This window comes from Arthrobacter sp. AD-310 (assembly GCF_054656615.1).
In genome coordinates this window covers 23,127-45,861 of sequence record NZ_BAAHNO010000016.1, presented here as the reverse complement: position 1 = coordinate 45,861, position 22,735 = coordinate 23,127, and the positions used below count along the sequence as shown (strand labels likewise).

At 64.2% G+C, this 22,735-nt stretch carries 21 protein-coding genes; 20 read left to right on the top strand and 1 reads right to left on the bottom strand.

Annotated features, from left to right (window positions below; all coding sequences use genetic code 11):
• Window positions 1–92: 92 nt before the first annotated feature.
• From ACYQ1Z_RS11130 to ACYQ1Z_RS11105, 6 genes are all read left to right on the top strand, one after another.
• Window positions 93–1,127: an AAA family ATPase gene (locus ACYQ1Z_RS11130; RefSeq protein ID WP_459792584.1), complete on the top strand. Its 1,035-nt coding sequence runs from the start codon at window positions 93–95 to the stop codon at window positions 1,125–1,127.
• Window positions 1,128–1,426: 299 nt separating this feature from the next.
• Window positions 1,427–2,575 (top strand): glutathione-independent formaldehyde dehydrogenase, encoded by a 1,149-nt coding sequence (locus tag ACYQ1Z_RS11125; RefSeq protein ID WP_459792583.1) that lies wholly within the window; start codon window positions 1,427–1,429, stop codon window positions 2,573–2,575.
• Between the two features lie 59 nt (window positions 2,576–2,634).
• Window positions 2,635–3,783, top strand: a complete 1,149-nt coding sequence (locus tag ACYQ1Z_RS11120) for a zinc-dependent alcohol dehydrogenase (RefSeq protein ID WP_459792582.1) — start codon at window positions 2,635–2,637, stop codon at window positions 3,781–3,783.
• A 13-nt stretch (window positions 3,784–3,796) separates the two neighbouring features.
• Complete coding sequence (locus ACYQ1Z_RS11115; RefSeq protein ID WP_459792581.1) at window positions 3,797–4,420, top strand: hypothetical protein; 624 nt, start codon at window positions 3,797–3,799, stop codon at window positions 4,418–4,420.
• A gap of 106 nt (window positions 4,421–4,526) precedes the next feature.
• Window positions 4,527–4,814: a DUF1345 domain-containing protein gene (locus tag ACYQ1Z_RS11110; RefSeq protein ID WP_459792580.1), complete on the top strand. Its 288-nt coding sequence runs from the start codon at window positions 4,527–4,529 to the stop codon at window positions 4,812–4,814.
• 67 nt (window positions 4,815–4,881) lie between these two features.
• Window positions 4,882–5,028: a DUF1345 domain-containing protein gene (locus ACYQ1Z_RS11105; protein ID WP_459792579.1), complete on the top strand. Its 147-nt coding sequence runs from the start codon at window positions 4,882–4,884 to the stop codon at window positions 5,026–5,028.
• A 27-nt stretch (window positions 5,029–5,055) separates the two neighbouring features.
• On the opposite strand, the gene ACYQ1Z_RS11100 is transcribed toward ACYQ1Z_RS11105, so the two are convergent.
• A complete protein-coding gene (locus ACYQ1Z_RS11100; RefSeq protein ID WP_459792578.1) occupies window positions 5,056–6,144 on the bottom strand; it encodes a LacI family DNA-binding transcriptional regulator in 1,089 nt (362 codons plus the stop codon).
• Between the two features lie 214 nt (window positions 6,145–6,358).
• On the opposite strand from ACYQ1Z_RS11100, the gene ACYQ1Z_RS11095 reads away from it, so the two are divergent.
• From ACYQ1Z_RS11095 to ACYQ1Z_RS11030, 14 genes are all read left to right on the top strand, one after another.
• Window positions 6,359–6,844: a hypothetical protein gene (locus tag ACYQ1Z_RS11095; RefSeq protein ID WP_459792577.1), complete on the top strand. Its 486-nt coding sequence runs from the start codon at window positions 6,359–6,361 to the stop codon at window positions 6,842–6,844.
• 42 nt (window positions 6,845–6,886) lie between these two features.
• Entirely contained in the window at window positions 6,887–8,047 is a 1,161-nt protein-coding gene (locus ACYQ1Z_RS11090; RefSeq protein WP_459792576.1) for a substrate-binding domain-containing protein, read from the top strand.
• A gap of 55 nt (window positions 8,048–8,102) precedes the next feature.
• Window positions 8,103–9,611: a sugar ABC transporter ATP-binding protein gene (locus ACYQ1Z_RS11085; protein ID WP_459792575.1), complete on the top strand. Its 1,509-nt coding sequence runs from the start codon at window positions 8,103–8,105 to the stop codon at window positions 9,609–9,611.
• Window positions 9,612–9,614: 3 nt separating this feature from the next.
• Entirely contained in the window at window positions 9,615–10,601 is a 987-nt protein-coding gene (locus ACYQ1Z_RS11080) for an ABC transporter permease (protein ID WP_459792574.1), read from the top strand.
• A 5-nt stretch (window positions 10,602–10,606) separates the two neighbouring features.
• A complete protein-coding gene (locus ACYQ1Z_RS11075; RefSeq protein ID WP_459792573.1) occupies window positions 10,607–11,758 on the top strand; it encodes a Gfo/Idh/MocA family protein in 1,152 nt (383 codons plus the stop codon).
• Window positions 11,755–12,570, top strand: coding sequence for a sugar phosphate isomerase/epimerase family protein (locus ACYQ1Z_RS11070; RefSeq protein ID WP_459792572.1), 816 nt, complete (start codon window positions 11,755–11,757; stop codon window positions 12,568–12,570). The genes ACYQ1Z_RS11075 and ACYQ1Z_RS11070 overlap by 4 nt, the downstream gene beginning before the upstream one ends.
• A gap of 69 nt (window positions 12,571–12,639) precedes the next feature.
• The gene (locus tag ACYQ1Z_RS11065) at window positions 12,640–13,812 is read left to right on the top strand and encodes a levoglucosan dehydrogenase (protein ID WP_459792571.1); all 1,173 of its coding nucleotides are present in this window, start codon (window positions 12,640–12,642) and stop codon (window positions 13,810–13,812) included.
• Window positions 13,813–13,875: 63 nt separating this feature from the next.
• Window positions 13,876–14,199 (top strand): putative quinol monooxygenase, encoded by a 324-nt coding sequence (locus tag ACYQ1Z_RS11060; protein ID WP_459792570.1) that lies wholly within the window; start codon window positions 13,876–13,878, stop codon window positions 14,197–14,199.
• A gap of 31 nt (window positions 14,200–14,230) precedes the next feature.
• On the top strand, window positions 14,231–15,232 hold the full coding sequence (locus ACYQ1Z_RS11055; protein ID WP_459792569.1) for a sugar phosphate isomerase/epimerase family protein: 1,002 nt from the start codon (window positions 14,231–14,233) through the stop codon (window positions 15,230–15,232).
• 46 nt (window positions 15,233–15,278) lie between these two features.
• Window positions 15,279–17,252 (top strand): helix-turn-helix domain-containing protein, encoded by a 1,974-nt coding sequence (locus ACYQ1Z_RS11050; RefSeq protein WP_459792568.1) that lies wholly within the window; start codon window positions 15,279–15,281, stop codon window positions 17,250–17,252.
• A gap of 158 nt (window positions 17,253–17,410) precedes the next feature.
• The gene (locus tag ACYQ1Z_RS11045; RefSeq protein ID WP_459792567.1) at window positions 17,411–18,661 is read left to right on the top strand and encodes an iron-containing alcohol dehydrogenase; all 1,251 of its coding nucleotides are present in this window, start codon (window positions 17,411–17,413) and stop codon (window positions 18,659–18,661) included.
• Window positions 18,662–18,697: 36 nt separating this feature from the next.
• Window positions 18,698–20,173: an NAD-dependent succinate-semialdehyde dehydrogenase gene (locus ACYQ1Z_RS11040; protein WP_459792566.1), complete on the top strand. Its 1,476-nt coding sequence runs from the start codon at window positions 18,698–18,700 to the stop codon at window positions 20,171–20,173.
• 67 nt (window positions 20,174–20,240) lie between these two features.
• Window positions 20,241–21,608 carry an MFS transporter gene (locus tag ACYQ1Z_RS11035; RefSeq protein ID WP_459792565.1) on the top strand — a complete coding sequence of 456 codons (1,368 nt, stop codon included), beginning with the start codon at window positions 20,241–20,243 and terminating at the stop codon, window positions 21,606–21,608.
• A gap of 135 nt (window positions 21,609–21,743) precedes the next feature.
• Complete coding sequence (locus tag ACYQ1Z_RS11030; protein ID WP_459792564.1) at window positions 21,744–22,718, top strand: Gfo/Idh/MocA family protein; 975 nt, start codon at window positions 21,744–21,746, stop codon at window positions 22,716–22,718.
• The last annotated feature ends 17 nt before the right edge of the window (window positions 22,719–22,735 follow it).

Below are 22,735 nucleotides of genomic sequence, written 5' to 3'. Positions count from 1 at the left end.
ATGCGGTGCCGGGTCAGAGGCTTTGGCCCTAACCGGGGAAGACGTGTCGGCAATCCCGTCCCGGCCGGGGAGTCGGGTACTACAGTTGATGCATGGCTGCCAGCCGCAACCCGCTCGAGGACCTACGCGAAACCATCGGCCACCTGGCCGATCAGCTCAAGCTGCCCGGTTCCGAGCGCGTCGACGACCTGGTCGGCGACCTCATCGGCGCGAGGCCTGGGCCGGCACGGCCGTTGTCCGAGGTGCAGGCCGAGCTGGACGCGCTGGTTGGACTGGAGACCGTGAAGGAACAGGTGCGGGCCCTCGTTGCCCTGCTCCAGGTCCAGGCACGCCGTAAAGCGCATGGCCTGCCGGAAGTGGCCACATCGCAGCACCTGGTGTTCCTGGGAAATCCGGGCACGGGCAAGACCACCGTGGCGCGCCTCCTGGCAGAGATGTACCGCGCCGTTGGCCTGCTGCAGAAAGGCCACCTGGTTGAGGTCGACCGTTCAGGCCTGGTGGGACAGTACGTCGGCCAAACCGCCATCAAGACGGACCGGGTGATCCGGCGCGCGCTGGACGGCGTCCTGTTCATCGACGAGGCGTACGCGCTGGCCCCGGAGGACAGCCGGATGGACTTCGGCCCCGAGGCGATCGAGGTCCTGCTCAAGCGGATGGAGGATCACCGCCACCGCCTGGTCGTGATCGTGGCCGGGTACCCGCGGCTAATGGAGTCCTTCCTGCTCTCGAACCCCGGACTGCGTTCCCGATTCGCCCGCGAGATCACGTTTCCCGATTATTCCGTTGACGCACTCCAGACAATCTTCCACCAGATGCTGGCCCAGCACGAGTACACCCTCGAGCCGGATGCGGACGAGATGCTGCGCCGCATTTTCACCGGGCTCCACGCGGGCGAGGACTCCGGCAACGCGCGCTTCGCCCGCACGTTGTTCGAGCAGGCGCTCAACCGGCAGGCCCTGCGGCTGTCGCGCGACGAGGAACAAAGCCTCGACGCGCTCGACCGTGAGGCCGTCATGGCACTGACCGCGGACGACGTCGTCGAGGCAGCGCGGGCCCTGGGCGAGGAGCCGGAGCCCGAACCGGCGCCGGAACCGGAGCAGCCGCGCTGGTGGCGCTGGCTCGCCTGACTATTCGACGGCCGGCAGGGAACTGCCCGAAATTGTTGCGGCCCGCTTTCCCTCGACATACATAGTAAGGGTACTTAGTATTAACTAGGGTAGCTACCTGTTTCAGCGGAGGGGCCAGCCAGCCGGGTTTTCCCGGGCAGCCGGCCACCTCATCTCCCTTAGGCCCGCCCATCCCGGGTGGACTCAGAGGTCCTTACAAATCCCACTCCCTCGCAGCTCACGCATACGTACGTGGGTACTGCGCGCCTGGATCACAGATGTGCGCAGCCTGCAGGGTGGACACAGGAAGAGAGCGAACAGTGAAGGCAGTAGTTTACAAAGGACCGAATGACGTCAGCGTCGAGGAAATACCTGACGCCAAAATCGAGCACCCCGCCGACGTGCTGGTGCGCATCACCTCAGCGAACATCTGCGGCTCGGACCTGCACATGTACGAAGGCCGCAGCAGCTTTCAACCAGGACGTTCCTTCGGGCACGAAAACCTCGGGGAGGTGGTGGAGACCGGCCCCGCGGTGAGCAAAGTAAAAGTGGGCGACCGTGTGGTGCTGCCGTTCAACGTCGCCTGCGGATTCTGCAAGAACTGCGACCGTGGCTTCACCAACTACTGCCTGACCATGCAGCCGGAACCCCAGCTCGCGGGTGCGGCCTACGGCTTCGCGGATATGGGACCCTACCAGGGCGGACAGGCTGAATACCTGCGTGTGCCGTACGGAGACTTCAACTGCCTCCGACTTGGCGAGGACTCAGTGGAGAAAGAACTCGACTACGTCATGCTCGCGGACATCTTCCCCACAGGCTGGCACGCCACGGAACTGGCCGGGGTCTACCCCGGGGACTCCGTGGTCATCTATGGTGCCGGGCCGGTCGGACTTATGGCCGCCTACTCGGCGATCATCAAAGGCGCCGGAAAAGTCATGGTGGTGGACCGCCAGAACGACCGCCTGAAGCTGGCGGAACAGATCGGCGCCATCCCTGTTAATGACTCGGAAGTGGACCCGGTCGAGTTCGTCAAGGACCAGACCATGGGATTCGGCGCAGACCGGGGCTGCGAATGCGTGGGCTACCAGGCACACGATCCCGGCGGTACCGAACATCCCAACATGACCCTGAACCGGCTTGTGGACTCCGTGCGCTTCGTCGGCGGCCTGGGCATGGTCGGAGTATTTCTGCCGCAGGATCCTGGAGGCCCCGACAAACTTGAGCAGCAGGGCCAAGTGGCCTTCGACTACGGAAACTACTGGTTCAAGGGCCAGACGATGGGCTCGGGCCAGTGCCCGGTCAAGAAGTACAACCGTGCCCTGCGCGACCTCGTCGCCGGCGGCAAGGCCAGCCCCTCCTTCATCGTGAGCCACGAGTTGACACTTGACGAGGCTCCCGAGGGCTACAGGAACTTCGACAACCGGGAAGACGGCTGGACAAAAGTCGTCCTCCACCCTGCCGGAGCCTGAGAAAGCCGGAAAGGGCAAATTTCCATGTTGAAACAAGCAATTTCCAGGAGGTGGTACTGATGCGGGCAATGGTTTACCGCGGACCCTATAAAGTAAGGGTCGAAGAAAAAGACATTCCGAAGATCGAGCACCCGAACGACGCGATTGTGCGGGTCAGCAGGGGCGCGATCTGCGGGTCCGACCTGCACCTGTATCACGGCATGATGCCGGATACACGGGTGGGGATGACGTTTGGGCACGAGTTCGTGGGCACGGTGCATGAGGTGGGTTCCTCCGTGCAGAACGTGGCGGTGGGTGACCGGGTCATGGTGCCGTTCAACGTCTACTGCGGCTCCTGCTACTTCTGCGCCCGCGGCCTGTACTCCAACTGCCATAACGTCAATCCGAACGCGACGGCGGTGGGCGGCATCTACGGCTACTCCCACACCTGTGGAGGGTACGACGGCGGCCAGGCAGAATTCGTGCGTGTTCCCTTCGCGGACGTGGGGCCTTCGAAGATTCCGGAATGGATGGACGAAGAGGACGCGGTCCTGCTGACCGACGCCTGCCCCACCGGCTACTTCGGCGCCCAGCTGGGGGACATCGCGGAGGGCGACACCGTGGTGGTGTTCGGTGCAGGCCCGGTGGGACTGTTCGCGGCCAAGTCCTCATGGCTGATGGGCGCAGGACGGGTCATTGTCGTCGACCATCTGGAGTACCGGCTGGAGAAGGCCCGCACCTTCGCGCACGCCGAGACGTATAACTTTGCCGAGTACGACGACATTGTGGTGCACCTGAAGAAGGAAACCGACTACCTGGGCGCCGACGTCGTCATTGACGCCGTCGGGGCCGAAGCGGACGGCAACTTCCTCCAGCACGTGACCAGCAGCAAGCTGAAGCTGCAGGGCGGCTCCCCCATCGCCCTCAACTGGGCCATCGATTCCGTCCGCAAAGGCGGCACCGTGTCAGTTGTGGGCGCGTACGGACCCATCTTCAGCGCCGTGAAGTTTGGCGACGCGATGAACAAGGGCCTGACATTGCGGATGAACCAGTGCCCGGTGAAGCGCCAGTGGCCGCGCCTGTTCGAGCACGTCCGCAACGGCTACCTGAAGCCCAGCGACATTGTCACGCACCGTATTCCGCTGGAGCACATCGCCGAGGGCTACCACATCTTCTCCGCCAAGCTGGACAACATCATCAAGCCGCTCGTTGTCGCCAACGCGTCCTGAAGGGAAGGCCATCATGACTGAAACACCTACCCCGTACATCGCCGAAAAGCGCAAGCCGATGGAATCGGCGGACTCGCTGCGGGCCCGGATCCCGGGATGGGGCGCTGACCTCGACCCGGCCGACCGGCCCTCCTACCCCCGGGAGCAACCCGGGATCCAGACCGGCGCCCGCTGGGACTTCCCTGAACGCCAACCCGAAAAATGGCCCCGGGAACGCTCCGTCGAGCACGCCTTCCTCCCTCCGGTCTTCGGAACCTCCACCCCTCCCGCCGGGCTCTCGGGCGCAATCCGGAAATACGCCTACAAATACAGCGAAGGCCGGGCCGCGCACTGGCTCCTGCTTGTCGCCGCTGACCGCGTGGACGCCACGGAACACCATCTGAAGTCCCTTGCAACCTTGCGGCCCGATAACCCCGTCACCGAAACCGGGGTGCTCAGCGAATTCTCGCACCACCCCATCCAATCCCGTTACGGACAAAAACGCGCCGACACCAACCACCAGTGGATGGACCCGATCATCGTGGCCGGCCCGTGGGTGCTGGCCGCCGCAGGGCTCGCAGCGGCCTATAAGACGTTGCGGAAGGAGCGCAGACAGCCTGACGCCCGTTCCGCAACGGCGGCGGAAGCCCAGCGATAACGGCACACCAACGTGCGCCGCAATTCCTGCCGCGGTGACCTATGCGATGTGGGCACCGCGGCTGGAGTCCCTGCACCGGGCAATCGTTTGAAGGGCAGCTTCTGCAATGTCACACATTGATCGCAAGGCTCTAATTTCGGCCATCATCGGTACAGTGATCGCACTTGTTCCGGTGCTTCTCGGTGCTCCCGAGCTCGCGCCCTTGATCGGATGGTCTGTCGCCGGCTGCGTCTTCCTGGCCTGGTCATGGTCTAAAGCATGGCCCGCTGGTCCGGAGGCCACGGGTGAACTCGCCCGCCATGAAGGGCGATCTCGAAGACTCGTTGACACCCTCATCATCGGCGCCACCTTCGCCAGTATCGTGGCGGTCGTCTTTGCCTTGATCCGCAGCTAACAGAAGGATTTCATTGGCGTGGCCGCGGCGATCCTGGCAGCTCTCGGCGTGGTGCTCGCCAATCGGTATGTCATACAACGCAAGCAACGTGAACGAGTCCTCCACGCCCTCCCGCAGGATCACACTGGGACACGCTCTGCTCTCCTACTTCTTCGGCACCTTTGTCGTCGCAGTGGCGATCAACCTAGTCGTCAGCCTCGGCCAGTCCAGTTGACTGGCTTTGCACCGCGCCAGAAAGAGGTTATGTGTCTTTTCGGGGACGGACCCTGGCAGATGTGGCTTGAATGGAGCTGTTGCGTACAACCAGTGTCGGTGGGATGGGTGTACGGTCTACCTCCCGCCCCTCCATTGCACCAATCAGCACTTCCATACTCATAAGCGCCAACGCGGTGAAGTCCTGCCGCACAGTGGTCAGGGGCGGCAGGAAATAGTCTGAGCCTTCGATATCGTCGAAGCCGACGACACTCACGTCCTCCGGGACGCGGACTCCATTTTCAGCGAATGCACGTATAAGCCCGAGGGCGGTATGGTCACTGGCCGCGAAGATCGCCTGGGGGATCCTGTCCTCGCGGACCAGCCGGAGGCCGGTTTCATAGGCCCAGCGGGGGCTCCAGTCCCCCTCCAGGCATAACCCGGGTCGAAGCCCGGCATCGCGCAGCGCGGCTTCCCAGCCGCGCTTGCGGACCCGTCCGTCGAACCAGTCCATGGAGCCGGCGACGTGGGCGATGTCCGTGTGGCCCAGGTCGATGAGATGTTGGGTGGCCAGCCGTGCGCCGAGCTCCTGGTTCTCGGAGTAGGTAAAAACATTCGGGGTTGACGAAGCCCCGGCGGCAATCATTTCCACCGGCACCCGGCATGACGCGTTCCACACAGCCGCCGCCATGTCCACCAGAGGTGCGATGACGATGATTCCCCCTGCGCCGATGTCATCGAGGGTGTCCAGAGCCGCTTGCACTGATTCGCTGTAGGGCTCCTCGGCACTGACCACGGTTGTGGCGTAGCCCTTTTTTCGGGCGATGTTCTCCAGGGCCATCAGCGTCCCGACAGGGCCGAAGCGGGGCGACCCATCAGTGACTATTCCGATGGAGGTCGACCGGTTGGTGACCAGCGCGGTCGCAGCCCTGTTCCGGCGATAGCCGATGTCCTGGATGACCTGCAGGACCCGTTTACGGGTTGCGGCACTGACATCCGGCGCGTTGTTGAGCACCCGTGAGACCGTCCCAAACGAAACTCCGGCGGCTTGTGCCACATCGTTGATGGTCGGCTTCCGGCGCAGCGGGGTCTCCGGGCGCCGTACCTTCGCCCCTCCCGGAATTGCAGCATCTGCCATGCTCTCTCCTGTCCCGCACCGCCCCGTGACCTGTTTGGGATCGGACTTCTACGCGTCCCCATCCTACGGCGGCCAACGGTGTCCAGGCCTTACAGACCGTCGGATGTGAAGTTTGACACTCAACATCGTAAACGCTTACGATCAAGTCCGTAAACGTTCACGGTCCTCCGTTAGCGTTTACGAAGGAACGATTTCAACGAGGAAAGGAGTGCGGATGCCTGGCACCGTTGCAGATGCACTTGCGCTCGATTCCCGTTTCAGGCGTCGCAATGTTCACTGCGACCAGTGGGCAAATCTGGCGTTGCTCCTTCCCAGCGAAGAAGCAGTCGATGATCTCGCCCTGGCCGTCCGGACATTCGTGGCCGTCGGTTCCTCGGCCGTTGTATGTGTCTTTGAGAACAACGTCCTTTGGACCAGCATGATCATCACCGTTGACGAATCGGGCGGAGCCGCATCGGTCTCGACGCTCGACAACGCGTCTGCCCGAGTGGGCGGTGAACTGACCACGGCAGCAGGCGAAGCGGTGAAGTGGGTCCAGACACATTATGGGCCGTGTTCCCTGGGCTTCTTTGTCGATCTGGAGCATGCGCAGGCACTGCTGCGCGCTTCTGACAAGGCTGGCTCTGTCCGCATGGCCTCAGCAGCGGGTGCGCTCGCCCTGTCGCCAATCCCCCCGGACCTGGCCATAGCCCTCGCCTGATCCATCCCCAACTATCCATCCACCCCAAAGCACTGGAGAACAATGATGATCCGCAGGCTTCCCTTTGTGGCCCTGGCCGCAGCCCTGTCACTTTCTATTGCTTCCTGCAGCAGTTCGACATCGGCCACCTCAAACGCTCCTGACGCAGGAGTTTCCGAGAAAGCACAACAGGCCCTGGACAAGATCACTGGCCAGGTCCTGAGTAAGGGCCCCAACGGGGAGACCCCCTCGCCGGCGTCCGTTGCAGATCTGACACCCGAAGAGATCGAGAAGGTCAAGGCGCTTAATGCCACCGCCGCCATCGTTATGCACTACGGCGGCAATGACTGGGCAACCGCCCAGACCAACGGACTCAAGAGCGAGTTCGAAAAGCTCGGTATCAAAGTTATCGCCACAACCGACGCAAACTTCAAGCCGGACAAGCAGGTGTCCGACCTGGAGACAGTGATGACTCAGATCCCGAATATCATCGTCTCCATCCCGACCGACCCTGTCGCCACCGCCGGGGCATACAAGAAGGCCGCAGCCGCCGGAGCCAAGATCGTCTTCATGGACAACATTCCCCAGGGGCTCACTGCCGGGCAGGACTACGTCTCCGTCGTCTCTGCCGACAACTACGGCAACGGCGTCGTTTCCGCCCACCAGATGGCGAAGGCCATTGGCGGCAAGGGCAAGATCGGGCTCGTCTTCCATCAGGCTGACTTCTTCGTGACCAAGCAGCGCTACGAGGGCTTCAAGGAGACGATCACCAAGGAGTACCCCGAGATCCAGATCGTGGAGGAAAAGGGCATCGCGGGCCCTGACTTCGCCGGTGACGCGCAGGCTGCCGCGAATGCAATGCTGAGCAAGTACGCGGACCTGAACGGCATTTGGGCTGTCTGGGACGTCCCCGCTGAAGGCGTCATGGCTGCTGCCCGCGCCGCCGGCCGGCAGGACCTGAAGATCGCAACCGAGGACCTTGGCAAGAACGTCGCCATCGCCCTGGCCAAAGACCAGCTCGTCGTAGGCCTCGGAGCCCAGGTTCCGTTCGACCAGGGAGTAACCGAGGCACGGCTCGCCGCAGGAGCACTGATCGGCAAGCAGGCACCGGCCTACGTGGCATTGAGTGCCCTGCCGGTCGATCACTCCAACGTCCTGGACGCCTGGAAGCAGGTCTACCACGAGGATGCTCCGAAGGACATCCAGGACTCCTACAAGAAGTAGCCAGAGCCGACGGTGCGGGGGACCCCATCCCCCGCACCGTACCGAAAGGGCAGCAATGAACACCGCAGACAATGTCGTCGAGATGCGCTCAATATCCAAGGGCTTCAACGGCGTATCGGTTCTGAGGGACGTCAGTTTCGACGTCCGGAAGGGCGAAGTCCACGCCCTCGCGGGAGGCAACGGCGCCGGCAAGTCCACCCTCATGAAAATCCTCCAAGGCGTCTACCAGGCAGACGCCGGCGAGATCATCATTGGCGGCAAACCGACTGTCATCAACTCCATCCACGATGCGAAGGCCGCCGGCATCGGCATGGTTTTCCAGGAGTTCAGCCTCGTACCGAGCCTGACGGTCGCCCAAAACATCTTCCTCTCAGCCGAACCGCTGGGCACCGGCGGCCTGATCGACGACCGGGCCGCCGTGCGGCGGGCCAGGGAGCTCTTCGCCGAAATGGAAGTTACCGTCGACCCGCAGGCTGAAGTGTCACGCCTCGGGACGGCCTACTGGCAGCTGACCGAAATCGCCAAGGCGCTCTCGCAGAACGCCCGGGTGCTGATCATGGATGAACCCACCGCAAGCCTGGCCCGGCACGAGTCCGAAGCCCTCTTTGAGCTCATTGACCGTCTCAAGCAGCGCGGTATCTCCATCATCTATATCTCGCACCGCATGGACGAGGTCTACCGCCTCGCCGACCGGATTACGATCCTGCGCGACGGCAGCCGGCTCCTCACCGAGCCGCTGACCAGCGTCACCCCCGAGCAGATCGTCGAAGGCATTGTCGGCAAGAAGATCGAGGGCGAGCTTGCCTACCGCGAGCGTGGTCGGGTGGCCCACGAAGGCGCCCCCTTGCTCGAAGTCCGCGGCCTGAACGCCGGGAGGCGCGTGAAGGACGTGTCCTTCTCGCTGCGGCCCGGGGAAATCCTGGGGTTGGCGGGCCTCATGGGCAGCGGCAGGACAGAACTCGCGCGGGCTCTTTTCGGTATCGACCGCCGCGACAGCGGCGACATCCTGATCCGCGGTGAAAAAGTCAGCCTGAACTCACCGCAACAGGCCATCGACGCCGGGATAGCACTCATCCCGGAGGACCGGCGGGCCCAGGGACTTGTGCTGGACCACTCCGTCCGGGACAACCTGCTGCTGCCCCTGCTGGGCCAGATCAAGCGCGGGCCGCTTCTTGACTCCACCAAAGGCAAGGACCTGTCCTCGTCCCTGATCAAGAAGTTCGCGGTCAAGGTCGCCCACCCCCACCGGCCAGTGCGTCTGTTGTCAGGCGGCAACCAGCAAAAGGTTGTCATTGCCAAGTGGCTGGGCACCGACCCGGACATCCTGATTTTGGACGAGCCGACTGCCGGCGTCGATATCGGCACGAAAAGCGAAATCCTGGACATGATCCGTGAGCTGGCAAGTGCCGGCAAAGCCGTCATCGTCATCTCTTCCGAGTACCCCGAACTACTCGCGGTCAGTGACCGCGTCCTCGTCCTGAAGGACGGCTCCGTCATCCGTGACATCCCCCGCAGCGACATCGCTGACGAGGAATATCTTCAACTTGCAGTCCAGGGAGTCTGAACAGTGAGCAAGGCAAACACCATCGCGCCCCGGGAAACCGAGGCCCCCCGCAATTTCGCCACCATGCTGAAAGAGCTCGACTGGCGGCGCTACGTCATCTACATCGGCTTTGTCGTCGTCTTCCTCTTTTTCGCCGTTCTGCTGCGCGACCAGGGCTTCCTGTCACCGCAGAACCTGCTGAACATCTTCCGGCAGACCGCCACCATCACCGTCATCGCGGTAGGCATGACGTACGTCATCTCCTGCGCCGAAATTGACCTGAGCGTCGGCTCCGTTGCCGGCCTGTCCAGTGTGTGCACCGCGATGGCTCTTTCCCAGTGGGGCCTTATCCCTGGCATCCTTGCCGGACTCGCCGTCGGGCTCGTGGTTGGATCCGTCAACGGCGCCCTGGTAAGCCTCCTCGGCATCCCCTCCTTCCTGGTAACACTCGGCATGCTCGGCATAGCCGTCGGTGTAGCCCAATGGATCACGGCCTCCGCCCCGCAACCCATCCTCAACGACACCTTCAACATGCTGTTCGGATCCGGCGACTTCGGTCCCATCCCCGGCCTGGTCGTCTGGAGTGCCATCTTCGTCGCCATCGGCGCCGTTGTCCTGAACCGCACGAAGTTCGGCCGCCAGGTACTCGCCACCGGCGGCAACCGCAACGCCGCAGAGTTCACCGGCATCAACACCAAACGCATCAAGTTCCAGGTGCTCCTCATCTCGGGCATGGTCGCAAGCGTCGCCGGAATGCTGTACGCCGGCCGCCTCCAGTCCGGCCGCTTCCAGTGGGGTGCCGGCGATGAACTCTCCGCCATCGCCGCGGTTATCCTGGGCGGCACCAGCCTCTTCGGCGGATTCGGCTCCATCGTCGGGACCCTCTTCGGGGCCCTGCTGATTGGCCTGATTAACAACGGGCTGATCCTGGCCGGGCTGGACAGCAGCCAGCAGCAGGTGGTCCGCGGCGCGATCATCATCCTCGCCGTCGCCCTCGCCCGAAAGAAGTAACGGCCATGACCTCCACACCACGGGCCGGGATTATCGGAACAGGATTCATGGGCGCCGTCCACTCCCGTGCAGTGCGCGCAGCAGGAAGCACAGTGAGTGCAGTCGCGGGAAGCAGCCAAGCTTCGGCGGAGGCGGCCGCGGCCGGGCTGGGCGCGCAGTCCGCAGCCGGGTCCCCGGAGGCACTGATCGCACGTAATGATGTGGATGTCGTCCATATCTGCACACCGAACGCCACCCACGCCGACCTGGCACGCAAGGCCATCGCAGCAGGCAAGGCAGTCATTTGCGAAAAGCCGCTCGCGACCACCGTCGAGGACGCCCGCGACCTGACGGACCTTGCTGAGCAGGCAGGCCTCGTCGCAGCCGTGCCCTTTGTCTACCGCTTCTACCCCGCCGTCCGCGAGGCACGCGACCGGATCCGGGCCGGCGAGGCGGGCCGCCTCTGGCTGCTGCACGGCTCCTACCTGCAGGACTGGCTGGCGGGTGCGGAGGCAACGAACTGGCGGGTCGACTCGAAGCTCGGAGGAGCGTCCCGGGCCTTCGGTGACATCGGGGTGCACTGGTGTGACCTGATGGAATTCACCACGGGGCACAGCATCACCCGGATCATGGCCAGGACAAGCCGGGCCTATGAGCAGCGCGAAACCGGCGGCACACTGTCCTCGGTTGCCACAGAGGACGGGGCAACACTCCTGTTCGAGACCGACAAGGGAGCTACCGGTTCGCTGGTGGTCAGCCAGGTCAGCCCGGGCAGGAAGAACCGCCTGTGGTTCTCCTTTGACGGAACTGAAGCCTCGTTCAGCTTCAACCAGGAGGGGCCGGACACCCTGCACATTGGGCGCACGGATTCCAGCACGCACATCCCCGTGGGCCCGCAGACCCTCTCCACCCCGGGTGGCATGCGCTACGCCATGCTCCCACCGGGTCATCCGCAGGGATACCAGGACAGCTTTAACGCTTTCGTCGCAGACACCTATGCGGCTGTGCAGGGCCAGGAACCGGATGGCCTGCCCACGTTCCGCGATGGTCTCCGGGCCGCAGTCCTGACCGAGGCACTCGTTACCTCAGCGGCACAACAGTCATGGGTCGACGTTCCCACGGGCGACCCACTCAAATCCCTCAAGTCTTCGCTGGCAGTAGAAAGGCAGAAGCAATGAAACTCGGTTACTGTTCCATCACCTGGGGCGGCGTCGTCGGCCACCCCCAAGGCGTGACGAGCGTCAAGGACCTCTTCTATATGACCCACGGTTCCATGCGGGATGCGGTCCAGGACATCGCCTCGGTTGGCTACCAGGGCGTGGAGATGTTTGACGGCAACCTCGCCGAGTACGCCGACAAGCCCGACGAGCTCAAAGAGATCCTCAGCAGCAACGGCGTCGCGCTGACCAGCGTGTACACAGGGGCGAACTTCATTTATGCGGATATCCTCCCTGATGAAATGCACCGGATCCACCGGGCCGCGGAACTGGCTGCGGGCTTCGGAGCGGAACGGCTGGTCGTGGGCGGCGGAGCAAGGCGGGCGGCAGGAACGACGGAGGACGACTACCGGCGCCTCGGTGAATCCCTGGACCGCGTCACGGACATCGCAGAAAGCTTTGGCCTTTCCGCCAGCTACCACCCGCACCTGAGCACCATCGTCGAAAGCCCGGACGAGCTGGACAAGCTCATGCCGCTGACCCGGATCGGCTTCTGCCCGGACACTGCCCACCTTGCAGCCGGCGGAGCAGACCCCGCCGCAGTCATCCGCAAGTACCCGGACAGGATCCAGCACGTCCACCTCAAGGACTTCCAGCAGGAACCGTTCAACTTCCTCCCCCTTGGCGAAGGCGAACTCGATTTCCCTGACATCATCGCCGCGATCCGCGAAAGCGGCTACGACAGCTGGCTCATGGTCGAACTCGACAACTACGACGGCGACCCGCGGGCGGCAGCAGAAATCAGCAAGAAGTACCTCGAAAAACTCCTCTGACCCCCACTTTGACCCCGCGGGCGGCCACAGTCGGCACCGCCCGTACTTTCCGGAAGGAACAGGATTAACATGCAGAACCTCAACGTCGGCCTCATCGGAGGCGGCTTCATGGGCAAGGCCCACTCCCTGGCATATGCCGCCATGCCCATGTTCTTCTGGCCGGCACCGGCCCTGCCGGTCCGCAAAGTCATCGCAGAAGCCAACGAGGACCTCGCAGCCGAAGCTGCACGCCGCTTCGGCTTCGAGAACTCCACCTCGGACTGGCGCCGCATCATCGACGACCCGGACATCCACGTGGTGGACATCGCCACTCCCAACCACCTCCACGCCGAAATCGCCATCGCCGCAGCCGAAGCAGGCAAGCACATCATCTGCGAGAAGCCCCTGGCCCGCACGGGCGAGGAATCCAAGGCCATGTACGACGCAGTCAAAGACAAGAACATCGTCCACATGGTTGCCTTCAACTACCGCCGGACCCCCGCCGTCGCGCTGGCGAAGAAATACATCGAGGAAGGCGCCATTGGCCGCGTCCTGAACTTCCGCGGGACCTACCTCCAGGACTGGAGCGCAGACCCCAACTCCCCGCTGTCCTGGCGATTCCAGAAATCCATCGCCGGTTCCGGCGCCCTTGGCGACATCGCCACACACGTCATCGACATGGCCCGCTACCTCGTGGGCGAGTTCAGCGCAGTCAATGCCGTTCTCTCCACCTGGATCCCGGAGCGGCCGCTGCAGACCGGCGGAGCCGATGCACTCGGCAACGTCCGGGGCGGGGAGGGCCCAAAGGGCCAAGTCGACGTCGATGACGAGGTCATGACCATGATCCGCTTCGCCAACGGCGCCGTGGGTTCCGTCGAAGCGACCCGCAACGCCCACGGCAGGAACAACTACATCACCTTCGAAATCCACGGAACCGAAGGCAGCATCGTCTTCAATTACGAACGGCGCGACGAACTGCAGGTGTCCTTCGCTTCCGACCAGGCCGACCGCCGCGGATTCCGCACCGTCTACACCGGGCCGGCCCACCCGTACGGAGAAGGCCTGTGGCCCATTCCGGCGCTCGGCATCGGTTACGGCGAAACGAAGATCATCGAAGCGTATGACTTCTTCAAGGCCATCGCAGAAGGCGGCAGCGTAAGCCCCAACTTCGCTGACGGCTACCAGGTCGCCCTAATCGACGACGCCATCGTCGAATCGGCTGCCAAAGAATCCTGGGTCGAGGTCCCACAGATCAACGCCTGACCGACCAACCCCGGGAGGGGCGGCGCTTCCGCCGCCCCTCCCCCTTAACCGCAAGGACCAAAGTTGACCGAACGCCTCCTGACCCGCGAGGACCCGGACGAAGTCTGGCTCATGCCGGTCTTCATCGCCAAAGCCGGGCACGAAACCGAACTCCACGAAACACTCCTGGCCCTGCAAACAATAAGTCGCAAAGACCCGGGATGTTTGGAGTACACCGTCTTCTCCGACGACCACAGGCCCGGCACGTTCGTCCTGTTTGAAGGATGGTCACGCCCGGAGGACCTGAATGCGCACAACGATGAAAGCCACGTCAAGGAATTCGTGAAGGCAGTGGGGCCGCTGTTGGCAGTCCCATTCTCCGTAACTCCCCTCACTCCCCTCCGTTAACCCTCGGAACAGACCAGCAAAGGACATGACGATGCCACGCCCGTTTACCCTGTTCACCGGCCAGTGGGCCGACCTGCCCTTCGAGGAAGTCGCGCGTTTGGCCTCGGGCTGGGGGTACGACGGACTCGAAATCGCCGTGTCCGGTGACCACCTGGACGCCTGGCGCTGGGACGAACCCGGCTACGTCGACTCCAAACTCGAGATCCTCGACAGGTACAACCTCAAGGTCTGGGCCATCTCCAACCACCTCACCGGCCAGGCCGTCTGCGATGACCCCATCGACTTCCGCCACCAGGCCATCGTCCGGTCCAAGGTCTGGGCCGACGGCGACCCCGAAGGCGTCCGCCAACGCGCCGCCGAGGAAATGAAACACACCGCCCGGCTCGCCAAAGCCCTCGGCGTGGACACCGTCGTCGGCTTCACCGGCTCCGCAATCTGGCAGTACGTCGCCATGTTCCCGCCCGTCCCCGACAAAGTCATCGACGCCGGCTACCAGGACTTCGCCGACCGCTGGAACCCCATCCTGGACGTCTTCGACGACAACGGCGTCCGCTTCGCCCACGAAGTCCACCCCAGCGAGATCGCCTACGACTACTGGACCACCGTCCGCACCCTCGAAGCGATCGGCCACCGCGAAGCGTTCGGCCTGAACTGGGACCCCTCCCACATGATGTGGCAGGGCATCGACCCCGTCTCCTTCATCTGGGACTTCAAAGACCGGATCTACCACGTGGACTGCAAGGACACCAAGATCCGCCAGACCGGCCGCAACACCGTCCTCGGCTCCCACCTGGCCTGGGGCGACCCCCGCCGCGGCTGGGACTTCGTCTCCGCAGGCCGCGGCGACGTCCCCTGGGAAGCATCCTTCCGCGCCCTCGCCGCGATCGGCTACAACGGCCCCATCAGCATTGAGTGGGAAGACGCCGGCATGGACCGCCTCCACGGCGCCCCCGAAGCCCTCGCCAACCTCAAAAAGTACGACTTCCCGCCGTCGAGCACGTCTTTCGACGCCGCCTTCAGCACCAAGGACTAACGCACATCCGGGTGCATACCAGGCAACGGCAGCTACCATGGGCCCTATGGGTGCACAAGAAAGTCCGCCCGTCCGCCTCGGTACCGCCCCCGCCGACGGGATGGCCTTGGCGCGTCTCTTGTCCCTCCTGGCCGACGGTGTTCCTGCTGAAGAACTGGAAACACAGCTGGCAGCAATGCAGGCGAAGAGCCTGATTGATCCGGCGACGGCGGCAGCTGCCCGCAGCCTCAATGCGAGGCTGCGGGAAGCGGGCAGGCGGGAAGGCCTGCTCCGGGTCCTGTACGACACTGCCACGGATCTGACGGGTATCCGCGACGTCGAGGCTGTCCTGAAAGCCATCGTCCGGAGGACCCGCTCCCTTATCGGCAGCGACATCGCCTACCTGAGCCTGAACGACTACACGACCGGGGAATCCTACATCCGGGTGACCGACGGGGCCGCGACGGCGCTGTTCCGCAACATCCGGATGCCCCTCGGGGAGGGCGTCCTCGGCGCAGTGGCCACCGGAGAGGCACCTGCCCAAAGCGCTGACTACCTGATGGACAAAACCAAGTCACACCTTGAATCGAGTGACGCCGCCGTCGCGGCCGAAGGGGTCAAGGCCATCATGGGCGTCCCGCTGCGGGTCGAAGGCAAGGTGATCGGTGCGCTCCTCGTCGCCGACCGGCATGCACACAGCTTCAGCAGCGACGACGTCGCCCTCATGGAATCCATCGGCACCCACGCCGCGGTCGCCCTCGAGAACGCCAGGCATTTCACCGAAATGGCTGATGCCCTCGCCCGGCTGGACCAGGCCCAGCGCCAGAACCTGGCGCATGTCAGGGCCCTGGAGGAGCTTTCATCACTTGACCAGCGGCTGATGGAAACCCTGGCTTCCACAGACAGCCTTCCCGGCCTGCTGCGGCTGCTGTCCGAATCCATGGACAGCGAGGTTTACGTCGTCTCGCCGATGGGCGAACCGATGGCGGGGCCGGTGCCCGGTTCCGACTTCGGCAGCCCGGCGGCCCTGAGCGCTGCGGAGACGTCGGCTGCGCGGACACTGCCTGTACCGTTCAACGTCAAAGGACGCGACTACACTGTGATGTCCGCGGTTGCCGGTGACCAGCATCTTGCATCGCTCGTGGTTGCAGGGCATCTGGCGCAAGACCGGGCCGCGGTACTTGAACGCAGCGCCCTGGTGCTCAGCGCAGCGCTGCTTTTTGAACGCACGTACCAGGAAGCGCAGTACCGTCTTCAACTGGAGTTGATTGATGAGCTCCTGAACCCCCGCCCGGAAAATGTCGAAGCCATGAAAAGGAGGGCAAGCCGGTTCGGGCTTGCCGACAACCTCCAGCTCGTGGTTCGGGTCGTAGGCGTCAGGGACGACCAGCGCCAGCGGGCCTTGGCCGTACTCAGGCGGCATATCGAAGGCCGGCCCGGCATCGCGGCGCTCCACGAATCGCACCTCTGCATCATCGAGCCTCCCGTTCACTCCGGCGCCGGACCCGGTACGGCGGCAACGCCCGGGAGTGCGGCCAGTGGCCAGGCAATTGTCGACGCCCTCAAACGGCAACGCATCGAGGCCAGTGTCGGATCATCAGAGACTGTGACCGGATTCCCGCGGCTCCCCGCAGCCCATGCCGAGGCCCACTCCGTGCTGGGTGCGCTGCAGGCGTTGTCACGGCACGGGGAGGCCGCGGATAAAGCTGCACTTGGCACAGCCGGCATGCTCCTCGGAGCGATGGAGAGCCCGTTTGCCGCCCAGCTGCTGGCCGCCCAGCTCGGCCCGTTGCTGGACTATGACAGCAGGCGCGGTACCCAGCTGGTTCCCACGGCGTGGACCTTCCTGGAAAACGATGGCTCCATGGCAGCCGCAGCCACTGCCCTGCACATCCACGCCAATACGTTGCGGCAGCGGCTGGACCGGATCGACAACATCCTTGGCGACAGCTGGCGCCGCGGTGGACGGAGCCTGGACGTGCACGTCGCCCTGCGGCTGTGGCGGCTGCAATCCGCAGGAGTCGGCGGGCGCAGCAGCTGACCGCCGCACATCCGTTTGCCGGCAGTGTGACGCGCCCACATATCCGGGGACCCAATGTGGCGGGAACATCCATAGGCTGGGTCACACAGCTCTGGAACCATGGGATGTGCGGCACCCGAAACGTAGCCGCGAACCCCCACCCTTAGGAGTTAGTCACAATGTCGTGTGCGCATGCGGCGGGCATCCATCCCACTACCTACGGCGCCCTGAGGCTGCCGAGGAACATCGTCGTCGGCGCCCAGCAGCGCTTCGCAATCGCCGATATTGCAGCCGGAATGGGCAGCAGTATCCTGGTTTGCACCGATCCCCGGCTTGCCGCCTCGGAGGAGTTGCAGGCACTGGTCCGATCCCTCGAATCCCGAAACCTCACCGTTCGCGTCTTCGGTGACACCGAGGCGGAACTGCCCACACCCGGCATCGTCGCCTGTGTTGAGGAACTCAAAGGCCACGACATCGACGTCATCATCGGCTTCGGCGGCGGAAGCTGCATGGACATGGCCAAAGTTGTCTCGGTGCTGCTGACCTACGGCGGAGAGCCCAGCGACTACTACGGCGAGTTCGCCGTCCCGGGCCCGGTCAAGCCCGTCATCGCACTGCCGACGACGGCGGGCACGGGTTCGGAGGCCACAGCCATCGCCGTGGTGTCCGACCCTGGGCTAGGCATGAAGATGGGTATCTCAAGCCCGCACATCATCCCGTTCGCGTCCGTATGCGATCCCGAGCTCACCTACTCCTGCCCGCCGCCACTGACTGCGGCGACAGGCGCAGACACGTTCGTGCACCTGGTCGAATCGTTCACCGCAATCACCCGGGAGCCCACGCCGACGCTTGCGCAGGAACGGGTTTTTGTTGGCAAGAATGTGCTGACGGACTCCCTCGCGCTGGACGGAATCCGGCTGGTAGGCCGCAGCCTCGCAACCGCCTACAAAGATCCCGGTAACACCGAGGCCCGCGGGGACATGATGCTGGCTGCCCTTTACGGCGGCATCGTCCTCAGCAACGCCGGAACCGCCGCAGCCCATGCCATCCAGTACCCGGTCGGCGCGCTGACCCACACGCCGCACGGCGTCGGCGTCGGACTCCTGCTGCCCTACGTCGTCCGCCACAACTTCAGCGCGATCATGCCCCAGCTGGCCCAGATCGCCGAAGCCCTTGGACGCGACACCAGGGGCATGGACCTCAGGAGCTCGGCGATCGCCGGCGTGGAAGCCATCGACGAAATCATCGCCGCGATCGAACTGCCGCCCACGCTGGAGGAACTCGGCGTCAAGGAAAGCGACCTTTCCCGGATCGCCACACTGTCACTGAACTCCAAGCGGCTCATCGACAACAACCCCGTACCGCTCGACCTCGATGCCGTCAGCTCCATCGTGCAGGCCGCCTTCTCGGGCGACCGCACCGTCGGCTGACGCCACCTCCCCAACACCAAAAGCAAAGGTATACCCATGACTCTCCTTTCCACCCGGGAACCGCTTGACCTCGAAGGACTGGCAGTTCCCCGCCGGCTGCTCATCGCAGGGCACTGGCGGGACGCCGCGAGCGGCGGCACAGTCGACGTCGTCAACCCCTCCGACGCCACCGTCATCACAGCGATCGCCGACGCCGACGTCGCTGACGGTCTCGCCGCCGTCGATGCCGCCGCGGCCGCACTGGCCGACTGGGCAGCCACTGCCCCGCGCCGACGCGCCGAAATCCTCAGCCGCTGCTTTGACCTGATGACCGAACGCAGCGAAGAACTCGCCCGCCTTATCTCCCTCGAAAACGGCAAGGCGCTTCCGGACGCCCGCGGCGAGGTAGCCTACGCTGCCGAGTTCTTCCGCTGGTACGCCGAGGAGGCCGTCCGGATTATCGGCGACGTGTCCATCTCGCCGTCCGGGGCCAACCGCATCCTGGTCCAGCACCAGCCCATCGGCGTCTGCGTCCTGATCACGCCGTGGAACTTCCCTGCCGCCATGGCAACGCGCAAGCTGGCACCGGCGCTTGCCGCCGGCTGCACCGCCGTGCTCAAGCCGGCTACCCTCACTCCCCTCACGTCGCTGGCGATCGCCCAGTTGATGGTCGACGCCGGGGTCCCGGCCGGCGTCGTCAATGTTGTGACCACCAGCAAGACCAGCGACGTCATGACGCCGATCCTCGCCGATCCCAGGGTGCGCAAGCTGTCCTTCACGGGGTCCACCGGCGTCGGCCGGCACCTGCTGCGCCAAGCCGCCGACAACGTCCTCAAGTGCTCGATGGAGCTCGGCGGCAACGCACCGTTCCTGGTGTTCGAGGACGCCGACCTGGACAAGGCCATCGACGGCGTTATGGTCGCCAAGATGCGCAACGGCGGCCAGGCCTGCACAGCCGCCAACCGGATCTACGTCCAGCGCGGAATCCAGGCCGAGTTCGCCAGCCGCCTCGCCGCGCGCATGGCCGCCCTCACCGTTGGCCCTGGCACCGATCCCGCTACCGACGTCGGACCCCTCGTTGACGAGGCCAGTGTCCTGAAGGTCGACGCCCTGGTGCGCGACGCCCTCGACCAGGGCGCGCGCCTGCTCACCGGCGGACAGTTGCCGGAAGGTGACGGCTACTACTACCCGCCCACCGTGGTGACCAACGTGCCGCTGCATGCACGGATGGTCAGCGAGGAAATCTTCGGACCCGTCGCATCCGTCATCGGGTTCGACACCGAGGAGGAAGCCATCGAGGCCGCCAATGACTCCGAATACGGCCTCGCCGCCTACGTCTTCACCGAGGACCTCCGCCGCGGGCTGCGGGTCTCCGAACGCATCGAAAGCGGAATGGTCGCCCTGAACCGCGGCCTGGTATCCGACCCGGCAGCCCCGTTCGGCGGCGTCAAGCAAAGCGGGCTGGGACGTGAAGGTGCCCACCAGGGCCTCCTGGACTTCACCGAAACCAAATACATCGCCGTGGACTGGTGAACCGGCTCCCCGCCCGTACCCCCCCGTCCTTCAACAACTCTGTTTCATCATCGAAAAGAAAAGACCAATGACGCTCCCTTCCACCACTGCCGCCAAGGCGAACCGAGTGCCCTGGCGCGTTTCCCTCGCCAGCTTCGCCGGCACCACCATTGAGTGGTACGACTACTACATCTTCGGCCTCCTGGCCGCCACCGGCGTCTTCAGCCGGCTCTACTTCCCCGAACAGGACCCGGCCACCGGGCTCCTGCTCGCCTTCCTCACCTACGCCGTCGGCTTCGTGGCACGCCCCTTCGGCGGCATGTTCGCCGGCCACTACGGGGACAAGATCGGCCGCAAGCCGATGCTGGTGCTGTCCCTGCTCCTGATGGGCTTCGCCACCCTGGCCATGGGCCTGCTCCCCACCTATTCCCAGATCGGTGTGTGGGCTCCCATCCTGCTGACCGTGCTCCGGCTTATGCAGGGCTTTGGTGCCGGCGCCGAATGGGCTGGAGCGGCCATCATCTCCACCGAGCACGCCCCTGAGGGCCGCCGCGGATTCTTCGGCAGCTTCACCCAGATGGGCGTTCCTGCAGGCATGCTGCTGGCCAACTCCTCCGTACTGGCCGTCAAGGGCAGCGTTCCGGCCGAGGTGTTTGACGCCTGGGCCTGGCGCGTTCCCTTCCTGCTGAGCGTGCTCCTCATCGTCGTGGGCCTGGTGGTCCGGGCGAAGCTCGAGGACTCCGAGGACTTCAAGGACCTCGTCGCGAAGAAGCAGACCGCCCATAACCCGCTGGGCGATGCACTGAAGAAGGAAACCAAGGGCGTCTGGCTGGTTGTCGGCATGCGCCTGGCCGAGAACTCAGCGTTCTACCTGTACACCACCTTCTCGGTTGTCTACATCATGCGGACCTTCGGTGCCGAACGCGCCAACCAGGGCTCCATGTCCGTGCTGATCGCGTCCGCCATCGGCGTCATCGCGGTGCCGCTGTGGGCCGCATTGTCGGACCGCATTGGCCGCAAGCCGCTCTACCTGTTCGGCTCCATCGGCGGACTGCTGTTCTTCCCGCTCTACTTCGTCATGACGGACACCGGAAGCGCACTGCTGGCCACCCTGGCCATCATCATCGGCCTCGCGGTCTTCCACAACTCCATGTACGGCCCGCAGGCAGCGTTCTTCAGTGAGCTGTTTTCGACGAAGCTCCGCTACAGCGGCGCCTCCATGGGCTACCAGTTCGGCTCCGTACTGGCCGGCGGCATCGCACCGCTGGTCGCTGTGGCCCTCCTGAACGCCGGCAACGGCGAGCCCGGCTGGGTGATCCTGTACTTCAGTGTCATCGGAGTCATCACCGTAGCCTCGGCGATCCTTGCACCCGAAACCGTGAAGCGTGTCCGCGGCCGCCTCGATGCGGCGGCTGTTCCCGCTGCCGACTCAGCTGAGAAGGCCCGCGCGCACTAAGCGTCCCTGCAAACTGAAAACGCCGGTGCCACCCGCAATCAGCGGGTGGCACCGGCACTTCTTCACACCCGCAGGAACTGCCGCCAATAGACTGCAAATAGTGGAAGGCGTCGTTGCCGTGTAAGGAGACAGGCTGTGTTGCGAATTGGAATCCTGGGTGCGGCGGGTATCGCGCCGGCGGCAGTCATCCGTCCCGCCAGGCGGCGGACCGACGTCGAGATCGTCGCGATAGCCTCCCGTCGTTCAGAGTCTGCACGCCACTTCGCAGAGAGCCACCGGATTAACCGGTTCTACAGCGATTACCCGGCTTTGCTCTCTGACCCCGGAGTTGATTTGGTCTATAACGCGCTGCCTCCCTCCGAGCACGCGAAGTGGTCGATTGCCGCCCTGCAAGCAGGCAAGCACGTGCTCTGCGAAAAACCCTTCGCGATGAATGCGGAGGAGGCTGAACAAATGCTGGAAGCTGCGCGATCGACAGGTTTCCGCCTCATCGAAGCCTTTCATGACCGGTACCACCCGCTGAGTGCTGAACTCGATGCCGTCAAGGCCTCTGGCGAGCTCGGCGAGATCCTTGCACTGCGGGCAGACTTTTCTACCTCGAATCCGTTCGATCCCGCGTCCTTGCGGCACGACCCACGGTTGGGAGGCGGATCGCTGATGGACCTCGGCTGCTACCCGGTTCACTGGGTTAGGGCATTTATGGGCGAAGAACCTGCGGTAGTCCGGGCCAGCGGGACCTCGAACCCCCTTGGCGCCGACCTGGAAATGGCGGCCGACCTCGTGTTCCCTTCAGGAGCGACAGCGCTCATTACATCAGCAATGGTTGAACAGCCCGGCCACCTGAACTCGTCCCTCGAAGTGCTCGGCACTGAAGGAAAATTGGTCGTCAACAACCTGGTGTTCCCATCCAGGGGGCATTCGGTCACCCTGAGCAATGACGGGCTGGACCGCACGTGGACGGTGCGGGGCCTTGAAACGTACGACCATCAGCTGGACGCCATTGTCCAGGGTCTCCAGTCGAGCCGGGAACTGCTCACTGAGGGCCGCGACAGCCTTTCCAACATGAAGGTCATCGATGCAATTTATGCCGCCGCGGGGTTCAGGAGATGAACGGGCCTCGGTCCAAT

Coding starts and splice junctions, on each gene's coding strand:
- ACYQ1Z_RS11055 (WP_459792569.1), top strand. CDS start 14,231: ATGCCACGCCCGTTTACCCTGTTCACCGGCCAGTGGGCCGACCTGCCC.
- ACYQ1Z_RS11105 (WP_459792579.1), top strand. CDS start 4,882: ATGTCATACAACGCAAGCAACGTGAACGAGTCCTCCACGCCCTCCCGC.
- ACYQ1Z_RS11040 (WP_459792566.1), top strand. CDS start 18,698: ATGACTCTCCTTTCCACCCGGGAACCGCTTGACCTCGAAGGACTGGCA.
- ACYQ1Z_RS11070 (WP_459792572.1), top strand. CDS start 11,755: ATGAAACTCGGTTACTGTTCCATCACCTGGGGCGGCGTCGTCGGCCAC.
- ACYQ1Z_RS11130 (WP_459792584.1), top strand. CDS start 93: ATGGCTGCCAGCCGCAACCCGCTCGAGGACCTACGCGAAACCATCGGC.
- ACYQ1Z_RS11035 (WP_459792565.1), top strand. CDS start 20,241: ATGACGCTCCCTTCCACCACTGCCGCCAAGGCGAACCGAGTGCCCTGG.
- ACYQ1Z_RS11085 (WP_459792575.1), top strand. CDS start 8,103: ATGAACACCGCAGACAATGTCGTCGAGATGCGCTCAATATCCAAGGGC.
- ACYQ1Z_RS11100 (WP_459792578.1), bottom strand. CDS start 6,144: ATGGCAGATGCTGCAATTCCGGGAGGGGCGAAGGTACGGCGCCCGGAG.
- ACYQ1Z_RS11115 (WP_459792581.1), top strand. CDS start 3,797: ATGACTGAAACACCTACCCCGTACATCGCCGAAAAGCGCAAGCCGATG.
- ACYQ1Z_RS11075 (WP_459792573.1), top strand. CDS start 10,607: ATGACCTCCACACCACGGGCCGGGATTATCGGAACAGGATTCATGGGC.
- ACYQ1Z_RS11095 (WP_459792577.1), top strand. CDS start 6,359: ATGCCTGGCACCGTTGCAGATGCACTTGCGCTCGATTCCCGTTTCAGG.
- ACYQ1Z_RS11065 (WP_459792571.1), top strand. CDS start 12,640: ATGCAGAACCTCAACGTCGGCCTCATCGGAGGCGGCTTCATGGGCAAG.
- ACYQ1Z_RS11120 (WP_459792582.1), top strand. CDS start 2,635: ATGCGGGCAATGGTTTACCGCGGACCCTATAAAGTAAGGGTCGAAGAA.
- ACYQ1Z_RS11050 (WP_459792568.1), top strand. CDS start 15,279: ATGGGTGCACAAGAAAGTCCGCCCGTCCGCCTCGGTACCGCCCCCGCC.
- ACYQ1Z_RS11090 (WP_459792576.1), top strand. CDS start 6,887: ATGATGATCCGCAGGCTTCCCTTTGTGGCCCTGGCCGCAGCCCTGTCA.
- ACYQ1Z_RS11045 (WP_459792567.1), top strand. CDS start 17,411: ATGTCGTGTGCGCATGCGGCGGGCATCCATCCCACTACCTACGGCGCC.
- ACYQ1Z_RS11110 (WP_459792580.1), top strand. CDS start 4,527: ATGTCACACATTGATCGCAAGGCTCTAATTTCGGCCATCATCGGTACA.